This is a genomic window from Ochrobactrum sp. BTU1 (assembly GCA_018798825.1).
In the GTDB taxonomy this organism is placed as follows: domain Bacteria; phylum Pseudomonadota; class Alphaproteobacteria; order Rhizobiales; family Rhizobiaceae; genus Brucella.
In genome coordinates this window covers 979248-1003303 of record CP076356.1, presented here as the reverse complement: position 1 = coordinate 1003303, position 24056 = coordinate 979248, and the positions used below count along the sequence as shown (strand labels likewise).

The following is a 24056-nucleotide window of genomic DNA, read 5'->3' as shown; positions in this document are numbered from 1 at the left end:
CGGTTGTCGACGTCTGAATTGCATAAGTAAGTCAAATCGAGCGTCCACAGCTCCGTAAGCGCTGGACCCACTCCCTTTGGAGCGGATTACCCCTAGGTGAAGATTTGCCGCAATGCTTCAACATTGCTCGCCCCTCGCCTCGCTCTCAAGAGCTACGCAGGATGAACCTCGCATTTACAGTTCAGTTTCTACAGCTAATGAGATATCTTCGCTTTGTGAATGACGACATGACGCCAAGCGTTGTATAATCCTTTGTCAATGACCTCCCCCATCAAGACTGACTCCCAGCGCTTTTCTCGCGAAGATCAAACACACCAGCCGCATTGTCAGTGGCTATGCCCATTTATTTCCATGTGATAACACGATTGAGCAGCGACCAGGAAGAAATCGACGCTTTTTGCTCCACCTCAGGGATCGCCCCGCCTCAGCGCGGAAGAGAGCAAGCTTTTCCTTCAATACTCGCATAAATACCGGCAACTGTAGCGCCAGCATGTGACCTTCGTCATATGGTCACACCATCTCCCAATTGACCAGGAAGCAACCTCACTCATCTGCGTTATCGGATTGCAGCTCCTGAACTTCCCCGTGCGCAAAAGACTTACGAGAGAATAGACCTGGTCATCCCTAAAGATTGCAGGCTCCCAGCTGGGCTGTTTTGGTTGCAATGGAGATTGGAAAAGCCAGTCAATTATTCTCACAGGCCGAGTTGTCCGCGGACAACTCTCATACGGCAACCAGCTCCTACTCTCGCTGCGCACCGGCAACAGCGCGCTGGCAGTGAAACATCCCCAATCCTGCTCAACCCACCAGATCAAACAACTCCCAGCGCCTTTGCAAGGCTTCTTTCCGGTGCACCAATAGACCTCATCGACCGATCCCGTAGCCTTCAGCAAAACCCGGCCAGCCGAGGCTCGCCTTGTCGGATGCGGCTCTCGATAAGGCGGTAGATCATCACCGACCTCAAGCTGCGCTACTCGTGGCAAGAAGTCGAAACCCCTTAGAATATTGCTGGGAGAAAATGAGACGAGCGAACGGAGCGGCCCATCACTTGCTGCAAGCTCGGGACTGCGATCAACGTGACAATCCCCGCTTTTCGTGTACTGGCCTCGCCAAAGTTGTCCGCGGACAACTTATCAACACCTCCGCAGCAATGACCGACAAGAATTGGCTGCCCAATCACCTCAACGAGCGAGAGTGACGCGGCTGGTCTCGCTGGACATAACCTTATGGCGGACCAAGGAAACACGGCCACCCATCCAGCTTGGCTATTTTCGCGCTCAAGTTAATCCTTTACCGAAGATAAGACAGAACATCATCACGGTGGCGCTCATACGAGACACATTCGCCTTCAGCGGTTCGGACAGGATCGATCTCGTGGGCCGAGAACGAATGCGCCTCAGCTTCAGCAAGTTTAGACCATCTTTACAGAGTTGTCCGCGGACAACTGAGAAATTATCGGATTGCAACCCTCTGCTTCTTCCGGTCCAATGACTACGCGAACCGCGATTTGAAGCGTTCACCCGGCCTAACGTAGATACGGGACTCGGCGGAGTTGTCCGCGGACAACTTATTCGGATCGCATCCGAAACGATCGGCTTAACGTTCTATTCGCACTTAAGCACGGTTCAATATGCTATCTCGGTTGAAGCGAAAACGAAACAAACTGCTCCAGAACTAAAGACCAAGCAGCAATACTCATGATCTAGATGAAAAAGCGTCCTATAGTTAATCGTTTGTAAAATGTTTACGAATCGGGCTTACTAACAACTACGCAGTTATGGACAATCCTCTATCTTTTGCGAAGTTGAAGGCAGAAAATGTTAACAAACTATCACCGGCTCAATGAACAAGAACATCTACCGACCATGTTATCGGCAGATTCTCTTGAGCTGTCACGTCAGCTTCAGCTCCATCAGCAAAAGATTTTCTCGCCCACCGCGCGCAAATCGATCCGTCAGTTCACCCCCGCCGAAGCCGCAAGCTTTATAGGAATAGGGGAGGGGTATCTCCGGCAGGTGGCAGCGGAAGGTTTCGGACCCGAACCATTGGCAAATGGTCGCCGGATGTATACGCCCGAAGATATGGATCGAATTAGGAAGAGCCTGGACGCAAAAAACGGCTCGCCGAAATATGCACCGAACCGACGCCCTGGTGAAAAACTGCAAGTCATTGCAGTGATGAACTTCAAAGGTGGATCGGCCAAAACGACAACTTCCGCACATGTCGCGCAATTTTTGGCATTGCGCGGCTACCGCGTGTTGGCCATTGACCTCGACCCGCAAGCATCACTATCCGCTTTGTTCGGCCACCAGCCGGAACTCGATGTCGGGGAAGGGGAGACGTTATACGGAGCCATTCGTTACGAGGACCCGCGTCCGATCACCGATATAGTGCGCGCGACCTACACGCCTAACCTCCATGTGATCCCGGGAAACCTTGAACTGATGGAGTTCGAACACGAAACTCCGAAAGCGATTACCACGGGACGCGCAGAGACGATGTTTTTTGCCCGTATCGGGGAAGTTATTGCCGATGTTGAAAGCCTTTACGACGTCGTTGTGATTGATTGCCCACCACAACTGGGCTTTTTGACCATGTCGGCGCTCTGCGCTGCCACCGGCATGCTGATCACCGTACATCCGCAAATGCTGGACGTCATGTCGATGAGTCAGTTTCTCGCGATGACCAGCGAACTCATGTCTGTCGTTGAACGGGCGGGTGGCCGAACAAGCTACGACTGGATGCGCTATCTGGTAACACGTTATGAACCCAATGACGGCCCCCAAAGTCAAATGACCGGTTTTATGCGGGCAATTTTCGGCAATCGCATGTTGCACAACGCTATGCTGAAATCGACAGCGATCTCAGATGCCGGTGTAACCAAGCAAACCTTATACGAAGTGGAGCGTTCACAGTTTATTCGCGGTACCTACGACAGAGCGATGGATTCGCTCAACGCAGTGAATGGTGAAATAGAAGACCTGATTAAATCAACGTGGGGGAGGTAGTAGGCGATGGCGCGAAAGAACCTTATCGAAGTTTCCCGAATTGTTGACGAAACCGTCAACATTGGTCCAAGCAGCGACATTACCCAATCACGTCCGTTAGCAGGTTTTGTTCCGGCGGCCCGGGCAGGGGGGGTTGGCGGTATATCGAAGTCTCTGGGAAATATCACGCAGAAGGTCGAGCGGGTCGACATTCTTGAAAAGCAACTCGCCGAGGGACAAGTGATCGTCGAGCTCGACCCGGAGCTGATCGACAGTTCATTTGTATCGGATCGCTTAAGCATTGATCCCGACCATCTGGCCGAACTCGTTTCGCAAATCCGTGATAATGGCCAGCTTGTTCCGATTCTCGTTCGCCCACATCCCGAAAAGCCAGAACGTTTTCAGGTTGCTTTTGGGCATCGGAGGTTGGCTGCAGCGCGTGAACTTGGGATTAAAGTTCGCGCTGTCGTTCGTGCACTGACCGATGAACAACTGGTCGTCAATCAAGGCCAGGAAAATAATGCTCGCGCCAATCTATCATTCATCGAACGCGCGATGTTCGCGGCACGGTTGGAAGATCAAGGCTTTGATCGCGACATTGCAATGTCGGCCCTTGGGGTCGATAAAGCCGCAATCTCCAAAATGCTTTCAATCGTACGCATGATCGGCCATCCACTGATTGAAGCGATCGGAGCTGCTCAAGAAGTGGGACGTAGACGCTGGCAAGAACTCGGAGAACAGCTCAAGGACGGTCAGGCCGCTAAATTCCGGGCAGAGTTGTCCGCGGACAACTTTGTCGGATCAAGCAGCGAGCAGCGTTTCCAATATGTCACGGAATCTCTGAAACGCAGCGCCTTGCAGGACAAGGAGCTCGCCTCCGCCAAAGGCCGGCCAGCAGAAAAATCATGGAACTCAATGGATAACCGCGTCCATTTCACCATGAGCCGGAAGCCGAAAAAAGTAGCAATCGAACTGGCCAGCACAAACGCAGCCGGATTTGGTGAATGGATATCAAACCATCTGGATCGTCTTTATGACGAATACCGGACATCTGACGAAATAAAAACTGGAGATTAACCGCAAAAAGAAAAAGGCCCCCGATAACGTCGCCGTCATGGAAGCCTCTCTCAAACCTTAGCAAGTACGAGAATCGCATTTCCACGAAACAGTGTCAAGCATTTTGGCGTCATTTTTGGCGGGCAACTTTCTTTTGCCTTTTTGAAAGGTAGAGGACATGCACGTTATGGAATCGTTAACGTCCGCAACCCGCGGACGAACGCCTTATCTTGCCCAAAATTCTAAGTCTTGCTCCCAAGGCCAACAGTCCAGCACTGTCAATCGATGGATTATTTACAAGCAGCTCTGCGTCGCAAAATCCGAATTCGGCTTAAACGATAGATGTCTGGCTGTCCTGAGCTCGTTGCTGTCCTTTTTACCCGGCGACGACCTCAACGAAAAGAACGGGCTTGTGGTGTTCCCATCCAATCGTCAGCTTAGTCTGCGTGCTCATGGAATGGCCGAATCCACCCTTCGTCGCCATCTCTCGGCCCTCATCAATAGCGGTATTATTGAACGCAAAGACAGCCCAACCCGCAAGCGCTACGCACACAAGGACAACGAAGGCGACATTGAGCTTGCCTTTGGCTTTTCTTTGTCTCCACTCTTGGCACGTGCTGCCGATATCGCGAAGACTGCTGCAAGAATTGCGGCAGCTGCTAAGGCACTCAAGCGCTTGCGCGACGAAGTCTCGGTCCTAAGGCGAGAAATTGCTGCACAGTTTCCAATCGATACTGCTTTGGACCAACCAGCGTCACTCAGTGCAATTTTCCTGCGCTTTCGAAGCATTGTCGACGCAATTCCACGTCGCGCATCGCACGACCGCCTCGGCACAATCAAAGCAGAACTTGAAGCAATTCTACGCGAATTGTCTAACCACATGAAAGATATAGATAAAACAAGAGAATTGAGCGTCGACGCAGCCCAAATTGAGCGGCAGCATAATGAATCCCTACCAGAATCCCTTTTAGAATCTAAAAATATAAATTTGAACGATTTGAAAGAAGACCCCAGTCCTCTTGCGAAACCAAGAAGTGAGGACCACGTTCAGACGAGATTAAGCGTTCCACTGGACTTGGTCCTCCGGTGCTGTCCCGATATCAGAGCTTATGCCACCAAAGGAATTAGCTCTTGGCGTGATTTGTTCGATGCAGCCAGAGTTGTTGCTTCGTTTTTCGGCATCAGCGATCACGCCTACCGCGACGCAATACAGGTGTTAGGAAGGGATGGGGTATCAGCTTCGATCGCTTGGATATTGCAACGCGCAGCCGAAATCCGTTCGCCGGGCGGTTATCTTCGTACGCTAACGCAAAAGGCAGGAGGCGGGGCTTTTTCACTTTCCGCACTGTTTATGCCAGGAGTTAGTCAATACGAGTAACGCATATGCCAAACAGCCACCCCTTCAAATAGATGAACTTCAGATCCGTTTTTTATGATGAGGGTTTCTGGATCGCAGATCAGATCCCAAATCAGGCTGGTTCGTAATGCGCTATCACGCTGCGCGAAGGTGTATGTGCAAAAAACCAAGTAAATTGTACGGAGGGCAGGGGACGGTATGAGGGATTTTAAGAGCCGGAGATTTCTGCGGCGCTCTAACGAAGTAAGACTGGACAAGATTGGCCGTTTGGCTGTTCTGTTGTCGCTAAACCCTCGACGCGCGGCACAATACCTTAGTCGAGACAATGCCCCGCGTTTACCGCTGATGCTGAAGGATTGTCATAAAGCGCAGCAGATGCCACGTGTCAAAGGCCGCCACTCAATCATCGCTCGCCTAGGTATGTCTGTCTTAGATTGCAACTAAACCTCTGAAAGCAGCACCAATGACGGTACTGAACGAACAGGCTTGCTATATTTTAGGACCAGCACGCCTTGATAAGGCCGTGAACCCTGAGAAGCAGAACTCCAAGCAGAGTATCGCTGGCAAGTTCGCGATTAATCTGCTGACCGCAGATTGATCCCTTATACCGCAAATAAAGGTTAGCGAAAAATAAGGTGAAGGTCTCTACTTAAAATACTAAATATTTCTTTTTGAGTTAACCGCCTTTAACAAGCAATTTATAGCTATTATTCTATTTATTATCACGTGCCATAATGTCTTTTTGTAATAAATTAAACTATCAGGATCATATTTATGTATAATGGTATCAATAAATTAAATTGGGACTACGAAGTTTCGGGTGCAGACCCGTTTGAAGATGCAAAATATATTATTGAAATCGGTATGTCCGTCGCAGATGAATTTGTACCGGTTCTGGGTACCGTCATCGGGGGACTGTTGGAATTGTTCTTCCCATCCCACCAACGAAAACGCGAAGATGTATGGCGCCGGGCGATCGAGGAAATAGAGAAACACGTCGATCAAAAGATCGATGAACTCACCTTCAACACCATGCAGGCCGAAGTAACGGCCCTTGGCCAGTCATTCAGAGACTTCACTGAAGCCATCAAGAACGCTTCGCCAGAGACAATTCGCGTGAAGTTTCAGATTCTCGACGACCACCATGCGCATCTTCTGTCGATCCTGCAGAACGACAACTTCAAAGTCCTGCTTCTACCGTTTTTCGGGATGGTTTCTAATATGCACGGGGCCCTGATGAGAACGTGCATTCTCAACAGTGAGGCTTGGGAATGGCCCGCAAAAGACATGGTTAGCTTTAGGCAGCAGTTCGAAAAGCGATTTATTGAATACGACCACTACATGAGCGCTTCGGTCGATGAATATCTAAGAAGCTCCGAGTTAAAAGCACCTCCAGCCGGAAAACATGGCATTCTTCACTACAACTATATGGCGGCAGCTAGAGCCTATACCACTGAAAAGGTCGATGATTTCAGAATCATACTGAGTTATATGAGCCCCTTCACACATCCAGAACCCAAAACCATAATCCCTCCGGAAATGTTTCAGGATATCTACAGTATCGCTTACGGCACCGCCGATGATGGCGGTTATGTGGGGATCACTTACTCAAGACCTTTAGCGAATATGACCGAAATCGAGATCGGATTTCACCTTTGGGATCTACGGTTAAATATCCCGACAAATTTCAATATTCATTACCCGCACGCAATGGGACCGCTTCAGTGGGAGAACGGTGCGCCGACCGAGCAACGTGCAGACACCACTGGGTTGCCACCGATGAAAGACAATATTGTGGACCCAAAAATAATCGCTGTGCCAAAAGCGAAGGAGGGAAATATTTTCAGTGTCGATAAGGTTATTGTGCGTCCAGGAAATATTATTGAAGGACTTTCTTTTATCTGTGGAGACGAACCCGAGGTAGCTATTTGGGATAGAGCAGGATATACCGCACGAACGGAAGTGAGTTTTGACCATCGCAGGCTATCGTCGATCGCATTCGTTAGTCGATCTGCATTCTATCATAGCGAGGTCGCTTGTCTGATTTTCGGATTTAGTAAAGATAAATCCAGAGGAAGCAAAAACATCCGGGAATTGCTTTACCTCATCTTGCCCGAAGAGAATCCGAGCATCGTCGAAGTTGCACCTGAGCTTCAACGCAAACGCCGCAACTATCACGGCTGACATCCATCCTAACAAGACAAGAGACCGAGAGCCTGATCCATAAAGAAAGCAATGACCAGGCTCTTGCAATCCGATTTCAGTTATCACATCACTGTTTTGGCGGAAATTGAACGCAACTACAGGGCCATGCTGTCAATTGAAGACCGTAAGTAGAGCCGACCTTTGAGCGTTGATTATGTTCCAATCATGCAAAGCCTGAATGCGAACGTGTCATCATTGACGGAACTTTTGAAACAGATCACACCATGTACTTGTCCCAAAATCCTGTTTGCGGTGCGATCTGTTCAACGATATCCACCCATAAACCAGATGGATCTTCAAAACCAAAGCGGCGTTGCCCGAATGGTTCCTCGGTTATTGGGTAACTGATAGGGAGCCCCCTTTCTGTCAACTCGTCATAAGCCGCTTTTGCGTCCGCAACCTCGAGTTCCAAACACATGCCAGTTCCCGCAAAGCTATCTGAGCCCGGAGGCGACGAAGGATGATCGGGCGTCATGAATGCGATTGAGGCCGTAGCGTCCTCCGCAGCAAGCAGGCAGAACCAATGGCTGTCGAAAGTCACACTAAATCCGAGATGTTTTACCCAAAAGTCGCGAGCCGCGTCCTTTTTCGGAGTAACAATGATGGGGTATCGATCCAGAAATCGCATAACAGCTCCTTGCAATAATTAAACAAACAGACTATCGGTATGTTTTACGCACAGTAGAAATAATCTGTCCAACTGTCAATACAGCTGAAGGTTAGGGTTATGACAAGGAACGAGCTTCGTACAATCCAAACCAAAGGGCGGTTGGTTGCAGCGGCTCGGACATTATTCGCACACAACGGCTATGCTCAGACCAGCACCGATGCAATCATTGCCGAAGCCGGTGTAACACGTGGCGCGCTTTACCATCATTATCGCGACAAGGCCGACTTGTTCGAAGCTGTTTGCCGGGTGCTCGCTGCCGAGGCAGCAGAGGGCATCCAGGAGGCAACCAAGGATTCAGGCAACGCATTCGAGTCTTTGGAGCAAGGGGCAATTGCGTGGATCGACTTCATGGCCCAGCCACAAAATCGCAGTATCCTCGTCGTTGATGCGCCCGGGGTCCTAGGGCGCGAGCGGTGGGAATCGCTTGATCGCGAACTTTCCTTTGATCTGCTGAGAATTGGCGTTGAGGAGGCGATTAATGAAGGCGCGATCTGCTTCTCGAGCAGTTCCATGGGACTGTCGGTCTTGCTCAATGGTGCAATGAACGAGATTGCATTACGTGCACAACAAGATGATGTCGCTGAATTAAAAGCCGCGCTTCTTGCGTTACTTCGCGCTCTTAAACCATCGCTACCGTGAAGATAGGCAAGCTGTCGAGCAAAGTTCGACTTCCGCAAATCGCCCAAATGAAGTCTCTATCGGGAACACTTAACCACCTTGTTTCGCCGGTGGTCCGCTTCGGCCAATCAACAAGGGCACTTTAGGCCCACTAAGTTGTGGGATGTTAATTCGGCAGCATGAAACAGATAGAGTGCTATGTTTTCAATGCTTGCAAGCATATGTTTCCCAGACTTGGCAGGTTGCACGTTGCACCTTGTAATCAGTGTACCCGGCTATTTTTCCGAGCACAGCGTAGTGCCATGGCTTCAAACTTCAGCGAATGGAGCCGTGGACCCTCTATCAGGCTCGTAAGAAGTATGTCGAACAACACCTAGTATTCGTTTGACCCATAAATAATCTGGAAGCATCTTCGCGCGTTTCGGGCAGCCACTACCTGTGTGGCCGCCCGACACGCAAGGTATAAAGAAGTTGAAAAAGTGCTTGTTAATACGAATATCAAACTAATAGAATTTGGATTATAGAAGAAAGTAAATTTCGGTCATGAAAGACTAGATAAATTGGCGGCGATGAAGCCGGTTATTGACCGGTGGCATCTTTTCAGACGCCGACTTCATCGCCGGCCCCCGCACCTTCTTAATAACCTGGGGAAGGAGCTGTGCTCAAGACGGAAATGTCCCAAATTAATTCTCGTTTTGTCTCACGGCAAATCGGAGACCTTAATCCGAGACGTCTGAAGCTGATGAAAACCAACTGATACAAACAATATGTATTGTGAAGAATAGTTGCTTCTGTTACCGGAGAAGAGAAACTCGCATGTTAATTCTATGCGATGGACTGCTTGAAGGATGGCATATTCCAAATAAAATCAAAGGGAAGCTTGATGATGCCGGGTTCAATCAAAGGTGGCGTTGAGAAGATTTCTGTTACGCACCCGGTCAAGTGGATTGCCACCCAGCTCGGACAGATTGTCATTGCAGTCGGATTGTTATCACTCGTTTTCAACTACGCCTACCGATTTACGATCGATAGGAATGTTTCATCACCGCTGTTTTATTTATCGACAATTGTGCTGGGGCTCATCGTTTTTTTGCTCGTGCGTAGAGATTATTTCTTCGTTCTGCAGTATCAGTTTTACGATACTGGATTTCGTGTGCGTACACTTTTGGGCGGAAGCAAGGATTTTCCTTTAACGCGCTATAAGTGGGTTCCCGCCCTTCATAAGGTCGTCAATTTCCCCGAAAAGTCCGCAGGCCTTTCATTTTATGTCCAGGACCGAAAAACGGGAAAAAATGTCCGGAACTATTCCTGGTCTGGATTCTCAAAAGAAGATTTCCAGCGGATATCGGCACGCTACGGGTATAATGGGGAAGTCGACTTTAAGCAAAATTCTTTCGGCCGCCATTGAAGTTAGTCCCCAAGGTGTGGGTATAAAGCTATTCTCTTTCCCACGACTGAAAGCATTTGAACCTCGATAGCGGGCGGCACCGGAACCTATTGCCCTTTTATCACTGCTTTGAAGTGGCATTTTCAGTGGGCAATGGTGACACATTTGTCTTTTCAGATGTGCTTTCTTGGGTGGTCGCTTGCCATGCAGAAGCGCAGTTTTCTGGTCGAAGCACGGCTGAGAAATTTCCTTATGAAGTACCTTCTCAGAGTTGGCCTTTGTCAGCGCCTTCCAACAAGCAATTGGTCACATAGGAAAAGTTCTCACTGTCTGGTTGCTATGGGTGGGTTGCAGCAATCGTGGTATCATCGCTCCTGAGATACATTTGCCAAGCTATTGTAGATCTGCGGTGCGTGGATAAATTCATAGTCGAGCTAGAGGGTCCGGAAATCTGATAGCCAGCCGAGCGAGTCTTCCGTTGGGCCATTGGCACGATATTCCGCACCCACTGGCCGGGACCAGCCACGTGCTTTCAAATGCGACAATACAAAACGATAATCGACTTCGCCCAAATCAGGACGGGCTCTCATCGGCACGGATGCGATCTGGACATGGCCAATAATCGGTAACAAGGCATCGAAGCTTCGACAGATATCACCAGCTGTGATTTGATGGTGATAAACGTCAAACATTAGGCGTAGCTCTGGTTGGCCGAGTTCACGTATGATCGACTCCGCCTGGGCCGCTGTATTTAAGAAATAGCCCGGTGCATCGTAAGGATTGAGCGGCTCGATCAAGATCGTAATGCTATGTTTTTTTGCTTTGGAACAGGCGTAGCTGAGATTTTCGAGGTAGGTCGTGTGAGCAATGCGACCACTTGCTATTCCAGCCATGGCATGAACCGCTTGGGTGCCTGTCGCAACCGCGTAGTCAATCGCCTCATCAATCGCTAAACGTGCTTCTTGCTCACGACCAGGCACGGCAAGTAACCCGTTCTCGCCTTCACCGCCACGCCGGGTATTGAGGCCGAGCATCACAAGGCCTGTTTCGACAAGAGCTGCGGCCACTTCGCTGGAAGGCGTGTCGTAGGGCCAATGGCATTCCACGGCATCAAATCCAGCTTTTTTTGCTCGGCGGATCGCCTCGGTAAGTGGCAGATCGCTCCACAAGAAGCCTAGATTGGCGGAAAATTGCATTTGTACTCCAAGTGTTCGGTGATGGATACGTTAGCCGGGAAATGCGAAGACAGTCAGCGGAACCGGAGATTGTCAGGGGTGAGATCAGACACTTTACGCGCGCCCATCAAACGCATGTCGCGGAGAAGCTCCGCCTGCAACTGGCCGAGTGCACGTTCGATACCTGGTTGGCCTGCAGCTGCCAGAGCGTAAAGATAGAACCGTCCAAGTCCCACGGCCTTTGCGCCAAGCGACAGCGCCTTTAGAACATGGGTGCCACGCTGGATGCCGCCATCTATCATAACGTCTAGACGATCACCGACTGCCTGAACGATTTCGCTAAGCTGGTCAAAGCCCGTGCGTGATCCGTCAAGCTGACGTCCACCATGGTTGGAAAGCACAATGCCATTACAGCCGATCGAGGCAGCGTTTCGAGCGTCCGTTGCGCTCATGACGCCCTTGAGGCAGAATTTTCCACCCCATTCCTCGACCATGCTGGCCACATCGTCCCAGTTCATGGAGGGCTCCAACATTTCGGTAAAGTAGCGTCCGATTGTCAGCGTGTCGCCCTTCATGTCAATATGGGCATCAAGTTGCGGCAAGCTGAATTTTTCATGGGCGACATAGTTCAATCCCCACATCGGTTTGACTGCGAATTGAAGCATGCCAGCAAGTGTTAGGCGGAAGGGAATGGAAAAGCCTGTACGCAAATCGCGCTCGCGGTTGCCGCCAGTGATGCTGTCGACCGTTAGCATCATCACTTCGATACCGCTTTCTTTGGCCTTCTGCATCATGGCTCTGTTAAGGCCGCGGTCTTTATGGAAGTAGAACTGATAAACCTGTGGGTTGCGGTGTTTGCGCGCCAGTTCCTCCATCGAAACGGTTCCGAGCGAAGAGCAACCAAACATCGTGCCAAATTTTTCCGCTGCTGCAGCGGTCGCCCGCTCTCCTTGATGGTGAAACAGGCGTTGCAACGCCGTGGGCGATAAATAGACGGGCAGATCCAATTTGATGCCCATGACTTCCACCGAGAGGTCAACATCATCGACGCCGCGCAGGATATTGGGAACCAAGTCGCAATTCTCGAATGCACCGGTGTTACGACGCAACGTAACTTCGTCGTCTGCGCCGCCATCAATATAATTGAAGATCGGACTGGGCAGACGCTTCTTCGCAAGCGTTCGGAAATCATGGAAATTGTGACAATCATTGAGGCGCATGGCGCTTCTCCTTTCCCCCATCAAGTCTCCGGAGCTTAGCGAATACTGCATAGATACGCAGATGGGAAGATATTCCGAGCGCTTATTCAGCGCCCGGTCATGAGCCAAGATGAATGGTCACTCGCCCTTGATATAAACGACGTGCGTCTCGGTGAATTCATAAAGACCGTGTTTTCCGTCGGCGCCGCCAATGCCGGACTTTCGACGTCCTGCGTGGAAACCCTGCATGGCTTCAAAGTTTTCACGATTGATGTAGGTTTCACCAAACTTCAGCTCACGTGCAGCTTTAAGGGCCGAGTTGAGATCACGAGTGTAAATCGACGAGGTGAGGCCATAATCCGAATCGTTGGCCAACGCGATAGCTTCATCAAGGCTGTCCACGCTCTGGATCGGCAGAACAGGTCCGAAGATCTCGCGGCGCATGATATCCATATCGGCGGAAGCGCCGATTATCAAAGTCGGCTCGTAATGGAAGCCTTTCACTTGATCGGCAATTTTGCCTCCAGTGACAACTATGGCACCTTGCTTTTTGGCCAGTTCTACCGCATCGGCGACCTTGTCCAAGCCTGATTGATTTATCAACGGCCCCATGTGCAAATCATTTTCCACGGAAGGGTCACCATAGCGAGTTCCCTCAAACAGAACCTTCAGTTTCGCAACGAGTGCGTCATGGATCTCTCGCTCGACATATACACGCTCAGCGCAGTTGCAGACCTGGCCTGTATTGATAACGCGTGAATCAAAGATAGCCTTCGCAGCAAGGTCGAGATCAGCATCTTTGAGAACGATCGCCGGTGCTTTGCCACCCAACTCCAAATTGACACGGGTCAGATTTTTGCCCGCCAATTGCATAATATGCGAACCTGTCCCTACCGAGCCGGTGAACGTGATGAGGTCAACGCCTGGATGTGAGGCGAGCGCTTCGCCGCTTGTGCGGCCTACGCCGCCAATAAGGTTGAAAACGCCTTTTGGGAGATCTGTTTGGGCGACCAGCTCTGCGAAGATAAATGCGTTGATGGGAGTTTCTTCACTTGGCTTAATGACGATCGTGTTGCCTGTGACAAGTGCGGGGGCGAGTTTGCGCGCAATCAGAAAGAAAGGGAAATTCCAAGGCAGGATACCAGCAACTACGCCCACCGGCTTACGCAGCAAAAGCATGGTTTCGTTCGGTCGGTCTGAGGTTAAAACTTCACCTTCAATGCGCCGCGCCCATTCGGCCATGTAATCGAGATAATCAGCAGTGAAATCGACCTCGACTTGAGCGAGGCCCTGTACTTTCCCTTGTTCCTTTACAAGGACGTCCGCGAGTGCGACGCGGTTCTCGCGAACTTTTGCAGAAATCTGGCGCAAATAGCCGGCGCGTTCGATAGCTGCTAGCCGTTCCCAGTCTCCCTGAGCCTTCCTTGCGGCTGTCACCGCAAGGTCGACATCTGCCTTACTGGAATCGGGAACGCGGGCAATGATCGCACCGGTTGAAGGATTGGTGACGTCGATCAGGCCGGTCGTGGCATCAACGAACACGCCATCGATATAGTTGCGATACGTGCGATCAAGGCCGATGAACGGGTTAACGGTCATGGTCTACTCCTCAGATGGTCATAGTTTGTTTGCAAATAAGATGACGGACGGCGGATCACTTCGCTGCACCCCAAGTGGCAGCGATTGCCGCTAGGCTGCCTGGTGCTGACTTTTTGAAAGCGGTGCTTCTTCAGCGCTGCCAGTGTCGATCCAGCGCTCCTCTGCGGCAGGCGAAATGCCTCGGGATTGCTGCCAACGAGCCACAAACACAACAAGAAATGGAACGAGAAGTGCTGTGGTGATGGTTGCGGCGGCAACTTGTGATGTGGAGATCGCCTCAATCGCTTTGTAACTTGGGTCAAGCAGCGCGACTGCTGCAGGCGTGGCAACGGCATTACCGGCGACCGTCGATTCAGCGGCACCCGAGATCAGGTTGCGGGTCGCTTTAGGACGGCGCGTCACGATGTGCATGACATGAAGGAACAGCATGGCGAACAAGCCCGAAGCTATGACTGTACCGATACCAAGAATAATTCCCTGCATGCCTGCCTGCAGCAGCATTGAGAAATCAATGCCGCGTCCGACAACGAAACCAAGGAATGGGATCAGCAACATTTCGCCTGGAGCAAGGAATTCGCGCGCTTTTGGCGAATTATTACCAACGATAAAACCGATGATGAGTGGCAAGAGGCAACCTACAAGCATCGTAAGAGGGAAGGCGGCGAGCCCTGCGGTCCCGAGGATCAACAGCGTGATAAAGGGCCCATCATTAAGCGAAATCACCGACACCGCGCCGCGGTCGGACGCATTGCCGAATTGCTTGGTGAGCGCCACGTATAGCGCGGAATTGGAGTTCGTCATGCCGGCAATAATGGCAAGCGGCGTCAATCCCCAAAGCGTGCCATCTGGCATGTAGAATGCAACAAGCAGGCCGATACTTCCGCCGATGAAGGCCTTGCCTAAAAGGATTGCCACTCCCTTTTGCACGGTCGCAGACGTTTGCCTAAAATCAATTTGTGCCCCCATGCAGAAGAAGAACAAGCCGAGTAAAGTGCCTGTCCCGTCCCGGAAGAGTGCAGTGGTAAAGCTGCCAACGTCTAAAAGTTCGGGCCAAAACGTATTGATTGTTGCACCCATGAACAGCGGCACAATCATCATTGAACCAGGAATTTTACCAAGTGTGCGGAAGACCGAAGCAATAATGCCGCGGTCCTCTTTTTTTATCGAATTCATTCAATCCTCCCAAAGTGAATTCATCGTCAAATGGCTCAACCTGCCCCGAATACCCATTCGCGCTACGCGTTCATACGAACGCATAGCGCCATTGGGCAAATGCTGCTGAGGTTTCTTTAACCCCGCAGCAGATGTCGGTCAGGCCAGTTCCAATCCCTGCTGTAGTTCTGTGTTCCAGACCAAGCGGGCTTTGCTTGCAATCTCCTCAGTCGACATCACAGGAAAACGAATATCCTCAAGCTCCCCCTCGTAAGCTCTGTATTCGTCGGCATGCGTCAGGAGCGCGGTCTGCTCGGTCGGAAAGAAGCTAGTCTCGTCGGAATAGTTATAAACCATTGTAAAGTGGCCGTCTGAGACGGTACCATCAGGTAGTTTTATCCCTGCCGGGCATGCATTCCAGGTGTGAGGGACGCCGGAGGGAATATCGACGAGGGTTCCGGGAGCAACGACGAAATACTCACCGCAAAGTTCGGTTACCGCGACGCCGTTGAGCACCAGAATGCGCTCAGGCAACATTTCCAGCATGCCCGTTTCCACGTTGCGGATCATGTGCACATGACGCGGCAAACGGCAGTCAGTATGAAATTCTATAAAACCGAACTGACCCGCAAATGAGAGCTTCGCGTCTTCATTATACCCCGTGTAAAGCTCGTGCATGGTGACCGGGAAACCCGCCAGCGGAACCTTAACATTCGCGCCAGTGCCGTGGGTTACACGCGTACCGTTTTCAAGTTTCACACCGAGGCTTTGCCCATGAGCTGTAGCGGTATCTTTATTGGCCATATCGCCCTCTTTCTATTAGATTTTTACGGCTGATTGCTGGATCAACTGGGCGTCAGCTGGCGGTTAAAAATTCCCGCTCCATTTCTTTACGCAAGCCGATAGTGACGTCGTCCGCGTTGTATTCAACATCTGACCAACTGATGGTGCGTCCATCCTCAATGTCATGTTTGAGTTTCATGCCGTGGGCTAGGCCGATTGGAACTGCATCGAGTTTTGAGGAGGTGGCGGCCGGGATCACTTTGCCATACACGGTATAGCCGCCTTCGCCATCGAGCATCTCGCCAGCACAGAGTTTGCGCTTGGCAACTGCCACAACGTCAGCACTCCAGCCTTTGGTGCGACCTGTTGGCTCTTGTCGCGTTGCAATCGATGCGATTGAAATGCCCAGCTCAAGTCCGATAAGGTGATAGGGCTTGTAGGTCGCGGCGAAACGGCCAGTGGAATCTGTCAGAAGTCCGTATTGATTGAAACAGTCACGGACATATTGGGTTTCTCCTTCGATAACGACATAGACGCCCCAGCGCAGGTCTCGGAACACCGGTCGACCATCACGTTCAATGGATGAAACCACTTCGACCGTACCGCGACGCTTGAGTATGCCGCCATATTCTTCGGGACGAAGGACGCTTTGCAAATCATCCGCGCCGCAAGCTGGGAACAGAAGGCCATCATCGGGCGGTAAGAGATCGCAGCCGTTGGCAACAGCTGCCATTTCCAATGCCGATTTGGTGCCGTCGAGAAAAGAGTTGAACATTTTTGGATTGAAGTCACCGCCCGCCACCTGTTCTGGTGTGAAGCCGTAATGACCCCAAACGCTATCGGGTGTCGATTTGTGATAAACCGGGAGATATTTTGTACCTTTGCCGGCGCAAACGACGTCGAAGCCAGTGCAACGGGCCCAGTCGCACAATTCTGCTATCAATGAGGGCTGGTCGCCTGCCGCCATGGAGTAGATGATACCAGCTTCCGCGGCTTTCTTCGCCAATAAGGGGCCCGCCAGAACGTCGGCTTCCACATTGACCATGACGATGTGCTTTTTGTGCTCGCATGCCAAAAGAACATGGCGAACGCCAGCGGCCGGATGCCCGGTTGCATCAATGACCACATCAATGAATGGGCTTGCCAGCAAATCAGCGGCGTTTTCCGTTACGAAGGTCGAACGGTTTTTATGCGCGTCTTCGAATGAGACAGCCGAAAATTGCGCGTCGTTCCAACCAACACGGCGCAGGGACTGACGGGCATTTGCCGGATTGAGGTCGGAAACGCCGACCAGGTGCACGCCCGGTGTTCGGTTTACCTGTGAAAGATACATCGAACCGAATTTCCCCGCACCGATAATGCCGACGCGGACTGGCTTTCCTGCAGCTTGCATGGCGCGGAGTTTTTCGAACATAGACATTGACTGCTCCCGGTATTTTCTCTTGGCCTGACGGCGCTCTTTTGAGCGCTCGCTAAGTGATCTGAAGCGTTACAAACTGCTTGCTTTGCTGTAAATTCGCATACATACAAACGGCATGTGCGCAAATTCCCATACCCCTGATATCAATTGGGACGACCTCAAAGCGTTCCTGGCCGTTGCTCGTTTAGGGCGTTTGACGGTTGCTGCGCGTCACATTGGCCTTGATCACTCGACACTTAGTCGTCGAATTATCGCGCTTGAGACCAGTCTGCGCGTGCCATTGTTTGAACGATCACCGAGTGGATACAAGATCACCGAAGCAGGGGAGAAGTTGGCGGCTGAGGTGCAGCAGATGGAGAGTGCTGTCATTCGGATTCAGACCGAGATGTCGTCCAAAGTGAACAGCCTGGCAGGGCCGGTGCGGCTGACGATACCAGAAGGTTTTTCGTCGAACTTTCTGGTGCGACGTTTACATCTGTTACCACAAGAATTGTCCGACATTCGTATCGAGCTTATCGCTGATCCATCCATCGTTAGTCTCACCAAACGAGAGGCTGACATTGCGATTATGATGGAGCGCCCAACGCTTGGACCATTGGTGTCGCGCAAACTCTGCGATTACGAATACGGACTTTATTGCAGCCATGATTATCTGCGGACACATGAGGCAATTGGTTCTATTGCTGACATCGACCGTCATTTTATCATCGGCTATATTCCGGATTTGATGCCTACACCCGCGCATGACTATTTGCGAAATTTTCTCCCGCATCGGGACGCCGATCTTCAAGTATCAAATATTCTTACGCAAGTGGATGCAACCTCTCATGGTGTGGGCATTGCGCTGCTGCCATGTTTTATTGCAGCACACAGTCCGCAACTTGTGCGACTGCTGCCCGATAAGATCAGCTTCTTGCGCTCCTATTTTATCGTTACTCACGAGAACCCGCGATACCGGTTGCGTACCGAAAGAGTAAAGGATTTCATTATTGAGCAGGTGAACGCCAATCGTCACGCCTTTCAGCCGTCGGTCGGAATGCCGCTCATTTAAAACCCAGCAAGCTATACCGGTGCCAAAACGGTGCTGTTGAAATCGGCCACATCTTTCGGCAAAGTGCGAGCGTGGTGTGTTGCAATTTGGCGGAATCCCGGATGAACGGAATTGCCTATACGATGGTCGGCACGGCGGACCTGACCCGTTCCGTGGCCTTTTATGATCCACTGTTTGAAACGATGGGCCTCGATCAATGCTGGCGTGATCAAAGTTCTGCTTCTTGGGGCAAATCCGACGACGAGAAATTTCCGCGCTTCTTTACAGGCTATCCATATGATGGCGGTTTTCGGGGTCATTAGGTTTCGAGCAAATTCACTTGATTGGTTTCAGCTGGCCCGCGGTGAAAACCGTCGGGGACAGTTTGACTATGATGTTGAGGGCCAGTTATGTCGCTCGCAATGGGTTCATCCCTAAAGTGCCCACACGTAAAATTGGCTGATAGAGAAGACAGCATATTTATCAAGTGTAACAGTTCGGAAGAACTGCTCAAAAAACTGGCCATTTTCTAAGAGAAAACTTTCTGAGGGTCGCGCATATATGAAAACTTCGAACGCAACCACCAGTCAAGATTATGATGGTGGCTTTGTAGTCTTTACGCGTATCCAATAAAGCTGTTTGACGGTGAAACATGGAAGCTATTTTTCTCGATGCTTCATGCCTTGCTTTAGATGCAATCCGACTGGCCTTTAAGGGATCAAGGCGCGCATACGGGCAGCTTCAATGTCGCAGCTCACAATAGATTTTGATTAGACGCGAACAGCTGCACCGATGGCTGAGCACAGTTTGACCATGCAAAGCTTAGCGGATTCCTTCGTCGAACCATGGCCCGCCCTGCGCATAATACACTAAGAGCAAACAGACCAAGCGCTAATTGTTGGAGGGAAAATATCTTATGTCTGGTCAATCGGCCTCAACGATCGGGGTTTGAACTAGAGCCTCGGAAAAGCGCTAGCAGGTGCAATATGCATATCACCGTCAAACCCGTCACGAGAATTACGCCAATCGTAAAAAAGCCGCCTAAAACCCAAAATAAGATCGGGCTGTCTCTCATATCGATGTCGGGGCCGCGGCGATTGAGGATAGTACCGGCTCGAAAAACGCCTACAAGTGCATGGGCGCTGGTCCAAGTAAGCCAGCAAAGAAAGGCAGTAGCGAGGCTTGAGGAAATTTTTTGACCGGTTTCAGACCGGCGTTTTTTATTCATGGCGTTAACCGAAGGTGGAGGCACGCCTCTGGAGCTCTAACGGCAGATGTACAGATCATTTCGCACCATGCGATTTGTGCGTTGAAAGAAGTTTCGTCTATCTAGTAAGTTGGCATCAATGGCGCAAGCGGCTCTGCTTGCGGCGTCCCACGTCACAATCCCAAGGTTTTCAGGGCGTTGTGAAAAAGAAAATGAAATCGGATTGTTGGTTACGGACGCCCTAGCGCGTGTACCGCCATGCTCTTATCACTTCTCATTTGGCACTACTTGAGTTTTGCGCAAATGGAACCAATCGTCGGTAACTTGATCTAAGCTCATAGGAATTGCCTTAATCACAGCCCCGATTGGTCGGTGAGAAATTGTGGGAAAAGGGTGACCGCTGTCAGTTTTTCGAGGGGTAGTTACTGACAGCGGTCTGTCACGATTGCTGACGTCGTCTCAGTTCGGGGTAGTTCAACGTCAGCGCTCTGTGATTTAGTTACCATCTCATCCGGAAGCCAACAGTTCCCTTGAGCGAATAGCTGTCGCCAAAGTTGTTGAGGCTGGTGTTGACGAGGCCCTCACCATAGATCGAGTATTTATCGTCGTTCCAGTTATAAGAACCACCAACACCAAGCCCGCCCCACAGACGGTCCTTTTCGCTGGCAAAACTGGTGCCTGCAACATCAACCCGTGTGCCTTCCAGGAACTCGTAGTAAAGATTGGCAATGCCGTAAACATGCGTGCGGTTCAGCATGCCATTGTCATTCTGCCACGAGTCTTCATGATCAAGCGTGAGACCAAGACGACCCTGAAGGCTTTCACCGCGGTCCAGACTGACACGTGCACCGAATGGATCGGTGAAGGCATCAAAATCGACATTGGAGTAAACCAGCTGTGCCTGTGGTGTGAGCGACCATGCCGGATCAATGGCAATCCGCTTGCCGCCTTCAAGAGACAGCGTATAGCCAAAGCCCTTGTTGCCATCAGCAAGGTTGGCGTTGGCAAGGTTCGAGTCCAGATCGCTCTTATACCAGGTCACCTGACCCTGACCGTCGAGGTAGAAGCCATTTTCACCATACCAGGTGAGTGTGCCACCAAAGCCATAACCGTTGGTGCTGATCTCGCCATCACCATAAACCGAGTTAACGTCGGTTTTGCCATGGGCGTAGTGAACTGTGATCCCACCAATCAGCTTGCCATTTTCTGTTTCCGTCAACAGGCCATCAATACCGGCCTGAAGCTTGAAGACATTCTGGTCGTAATCGGTGCTTGAGGTCGAGAAGCGTGGATTGATGCTGTGATGTGCACCTTCGATACGGCCCCACACACCATTGCCTTCAATCACAACGCCTGCTTCTTGCGGAGCAGCATAAGGTGTACCGATTGGATCAGCACCCTGTGCGATAACCTTGTTGCCGTTACCGGCCCAGAAGCGGTTACCAACACGCTGCTGGAGTGTCGGAACGCCGTTCAAGCCAAGCAACGCCTGCGGATAGGCTTCATAGACTGGAACGCCAGCCTGATAAAGCGGTGATGGATCGGTTGGCGTGAGCTGTGAACGCAGATACCAGTCGCCATCAGTAGGCGTTGAAGTGCCACCCTGATAAAGCTGATAGGCGTAAGCGCCAGCGACAACTGCCTGCTTGCCGCCGATCGCATAATCACCAATCAGCGAGAATGAACCGTTAGAAGCACCGTCTACCTGGATAATCCGGATACCTTCATTGGTCTGTGCACCCTTGCCATCGACATTGTTCACGCCGACAGATGTCGTTCCCCCCGTGTCACCGGAAACAACGAGCAAATCTGTTGTCGATGCGTCATCACCAAGGACCGTATCAAAGCTTACAAGACCGCCATTACCGACATAGTTGCCGTCGATGACCGCTGTGTCACCGGCCCTTTTGTTCTGCATAGACAAGATGCCGGCATTGGTAAGAGTGCCGATATTGCCAAAAATGGTCGTTTGAACAGCAGAACCTGACTGATCGTTGGCGGCAAGCACCAGGCCTTCATTAAGCAGGTTGCTGTTGCCCGCCACAGAACCGAAATCATTTGTTCCGCCTGCGGTATCCCAGACGCCTGAGGTCGTATTGTGGAAATTGTTACCCAGTTCGCTGAGATCAACGGTACCTGTGATCAGATTATTATTCACAATCTTGAGCGGGGAGGACAGTTCGCTCGTTACTGTTCCACCTTCCATTTCGGCCTCAAGAACAACGGTTGCGAGGATGGCAAGGTCGGATGACTGAGCTGAAAGGTTGCGTATTACGCCATTGTTGTTGATAGTCAGAGTGTTGGGTTGATCGTACTGACCATCCCATATTGACCCCGATCCAGCCGCAATTGCAGCATTTCCACCTTCGACAACAGCACCGGCAGCAACTGTGATGCTGTTATCAATGGCAGTTTCACTTCCATCAATAAACATAATCCCGGTCTCATTGCCTGAAACCGTTCCATTCACCACGATGCTGCCATTATCACTACCGGCATGTTCAACATAAATGCCGTTCGTCTCACCGGAAACATCGGCGACATTGAGGCTCAGAGCGGTACCGATGTTGGAATTATAGACATCTATACCGTTCTCGGTCGTTCCAATGACGGCTCCTGAGGCATCAAGCGAGAGCGAACCAGTGCCACCATTCCAGGCATAAATTCCTGAGGAACCACCCGTAACATCGGCTACATCAATCGTCAGGTCGGTGCTGAGGAAAGAGTTCTGCGCAATGATACCCACACTGTTTGAACTAACGACTTTCCCGGTCGAAGTGAGTGAAAAAGCTCCGGAACCATTGTTCTGGGCAAAAATGCCTACGTCTCCGCCACTAACATCTACCGCTTGAATAGTCAGGTCAGTACTCGAATAGTCGTTTTGAGCATAGAGACCCCGTCCATTGGTCCCGTTCACTGTTCCTGTCGCATTAACAGACAAAGCACCTGCGCCAAAGTTAACCGCGAAGATGCCGTCTGCGTTCCCACTAACACCGACCACATCAATGGTGAGATCAGTGCCGGAATACCCGTTCTGTGCTGAGATGCCAAAGCCACCTTCTCCGGTGACTTGCCCAGTCGCTGAAATCGAAAGGGCACCAGTTCCCAGGTTCCTGACGCTAATACCATTGGTACCACCCGTAACAGCTGCAGCATTGATGCTCAGGTCCGTCCCGGAGTGGAGGGCATATATACCGTTAGTCTCTGCCCCTGTAACTTGCCCGGTCGCAACGATTGAAAGGGCGCCCGTGCCGTTATTCGTAGCGGTAATGCCATTGGTACCACCCGTAACAGCTGCAGCATTGATGCTCAGGTCTGTCCCGTAGTGGTTGACGTAAATACCGTCAGTCGCTGTCCCGATGACTTTTCCTGTGGCTGTGACAGAAGTCTGACCGGTCCCGAAATTAATGGCTACAATGCCATCCTCGCCACCCGTCACACTTGCAGCATCAACTCTGACATCGGTGCCCTGGTAGTTGAATGCATAAATGCCGTATTTTCCCTCTCCGGTTCCTGTCCCGACTACGTGCCCTGTGGAGGTGACGGAGGTCGAGCCCGAACCGTAATTTATAGCGGCAATTCCGTTGTCACCCGAAACATCGACGGCTTCAACGCTCAGATCAGTCGCGGTAACACCATTATACGCATAGATGCCGTCACCATTGATCCCTGTGACTTGCCCCGTCGCTACAACGGAAGTTGAGCCAGAACCATCGTTTGTTGTGGAAACTCCGGACTCAGTACCCGAAACATTTGCAACATTAATGGTTACATTTGTAGTGCTCGCGTCGTTGGAGGCGTGAATACCGTCGCCATTGTTACCAGTGATTGTGCCGGTCGAAGTAATAGTGAGTGCACCATTGCCTTCGTTGATTGCGTAAACGCCGTTCAAAGCGCCCGTAACATTGTTTGCTTCAATGTTGAGATCTGCACCGTTGGCAGAATTTTTCGCCGTTATACCGTCGCTATTGGTACCTGTAATTTGTCCCGAGGACTTTATGGAGAGCGAACCCGAGCCGTAATTATCGGCATATATTCCGGCATTACCGCCAGTGACATCAACGACATTAATGGTCAAACCCGTACCAATGTCCGACGTGCGAGCGTAGATACCGTAATCGTTGGTTCCAGTCACTTGCCCGGTGGAGACGATGGAGACCGAGCCCGTGCCCTCGTTCCAGGCGTAAATGCCGTGTTCGTTGCCAGAGACA

The 24056-nt window shown here is 51.1% G+C and carries 16 protein-coding genes; 8 read left to right on the top strand and 8 right to left on the bottom strand.

What is annotated here, in order from left to right:
* Nucleotides 1–1817: 1817 nt before the first annotated feature.
* The 4 genes from repA (at nucleotide 1818) to KMS41_23660 (ending at nucleotide 7584) form a co-directional block, all read left to right on the top strand.
* Nucleotides 1818–3008, top strand: coding sequence for a plasmid partitioning protein RepA (repA, locus tag KMS41_23675; GenBank protein ID QWK80711.1), 1191 nt, complete (start codon nucleotides 1818–1820; stop codon nucleotides 3006–3008).
* A gap of 6 nt (nucleotides 3009–3014) precedes the next feature.
* Nucleotides 3015–4064, top strand: a complete 1050-nt coding sequence (gene repB / locus KMS41_23670; GenBank protein QWK80710.1) for a plasmid partitioning protein RepB — start codon at nucleotides 3015–3017, stop codon at nucleotides 4062–4064.
* Nucleotides 4065–4221: 157 nt separating this feature from the next.
* Nucleotides 4222–5421: a replication initiation protein gene (locus tag KMS41_23665; protein QWK80709.1), complete on the top strand. Its 1200-nt coding sequence runs from the start codon at nucleotides 4222–4224 to the stop codon at nucleotides 5419–5421.
* Between the two features lie 753 nt (nucleotides 5422–6174).
* Complete coding sequence (locus KMS41_23660; GenBank protein ID QWK80708.1) at nucleotides 6175–7584, top strand: hypothetical protein; 1410 nt, start codon at nucleotides 6175–6177, stop codon at nucleotides 7582–7584.
* Nucleotides 7585–7822: 238 nt separating this feature from the next.
* Here the strand turns inward: KMS41_23660 and KMS41_23655 are convergent, their stop codons facing one another.
* The gene (locus KMS41_23655; GenBank protein QWK80707.1) at nucleotides 7823–8233 is read right to left on the bottom strand and encodes a VOC family protein; all 411 of its coding nucleotides are present in this window, start codon (nucleotides 8231–8233) and stop codon (nucleotides 7823–7825) included.
* Between the two features lie 99 nt (nucleotides 8234–8332).
* Between KMS41_23655 and KMS41_23650 the strand changes: the two genes are divergently transcribed.
* Complete coding sequence (locus tag KMS41_23650) at nucleotides 8333–8914, top strand: TetR/AcrR family transcriptional regulator (protein ID QWK80706.1); 582 nt, start codon at nucleotides 8333–8335, stop codon at nucleotides 8912–8914.
* Between the two features lie 862 nt (nucleotides 8915–9776).
* Nucleotides 9777–10301 carry a hypothetical protein gene (locus tag KMS41_23645; protein QWK80705.1) on the top strand — a complete coding sequence of 175 codons (525 nt, stop codon included), beginning with the start codon at nucleotides 9777–9779 and terminating at the stop codon, nucleotides 10299–10301.
* Between the two features lie 413 nt (nucleotides 10302–10714).
* On the opposite strand, the gene KMS41_23640 is transcribed toward KMS41_23645, so the two are convergent.
* The 6 genes from KMS41_23640 to KMS41_23615 form a co-directional block, all read right to left on the bottom strand.
* Nucleotides 10715–11476 carry a TIM barrel protein gene (locus KMS41_23640; GenBank protein ID QWK80704.1) on the bottom strand — a complete coding sequence of 254 codons (762 nt, stop codon included), beginning with the start codon at nucleotides 11474–11476 and terminating at the stop codon, nucleotides 10715–10717.
* A gap of 53 nt (nucleotides 11477–11529) precedes the next feature.
* Nucleotides 11530–12675 (bottom strand): alpha-hydroxy-acid oxidizing protein, encoded by a 1146-nt coding sequence (locus KMS41_23635; protein ID QWK80703.1) that lies wholly within the window; start codon nucleotides 12673–12675, stop codon nucleotides 11530–11532.
* 117 nt (nucleotides 12676–12792) lie between these two features.
* Entirely contained in the window at nucleotides 12793–14253 is a 1461-nt protein-coding gene (gene aldA, locus KMS41_23630; protein QWK80702.1) for an aldehyde dehydrogenase, read from the bottom strand.
* Nucleotides 14254–14343: 90 nt separating this feature from the next.
* Complete coding sequence (locus tag KMS41_23625) at nucleotides 14344–15426, bottom strand: 2-keto-3-deoxygluconate permease (GenBank protein ID QWK80701.1); 1083 nt, start codon at nucleotides 15424–15426, stop codon at nucleotides 14344–14346.
* Nucleotides 15427–15564: 138 nt separating this feature from the next.
* Complete coding sequence (locus KMS41_23620; GenBank protein QWK80700.1) at nucleotides 15565–16209, bottom strand: hypothetical protein; 645 nt, start codon at nucleotides 16207–16209, stop codon at nucleotides 15565–15567.
* A gap of 52 nt (nucleotides 16210–16261) precedes the next feature.
* Entirely contained in the window at nucleotides 16262–17608 is a 1347-nt protein-coding gene (locus KMS41_23615; GenBank protein ID QWK80699.1) for a Gfo/Idh/MocA family oxidoreductase, read from the bottom strand.
* Between the two features lie 115 nt (nucleotides 17609–17723).
* Between KMS41_23615 and KMS41_23610 the strand changes: the two genes are divergently transcribed.
* Complete coding sequence (locus KMS41_23610; GenBank protein ID QWK80698.1) at nucleotides 17724–18659, top strand: LysR family transcriptional regulator; 936 nt, start codon at nucleotides 17724–17726, stop codon at nucleotides 18657–18659.
* Between the two features lie 101 nt (nucleotides 18660–18760).
* On the top strand, nucleotides 18761–18961 hold the full coding sequence (locus KMS41_23605) for a hypothetical protein (GenBank protein QWK80697.1): 201 nt from the start codon (nucleotides 18761–18763) through the stop codon (nucleotides 18959–18961).
* Nucleotides 18962–20344: 1383 nt separating this feature from the next.
* Here KMS41_23605 and KMS41_23600 read toward each other — a convergent pair.
* Entirely contained in the window at nucleotides 20345–22816 is a 2472-nt protein-coding gene (locus KMS41_23600; protein ID QWK81199.1) for an autotransporter outer membrane beta-barrel domain-containing protein, read from the bottom strand.
* Nucleotides 22817–24056 lie beyond the last annotated feature (1240 nt).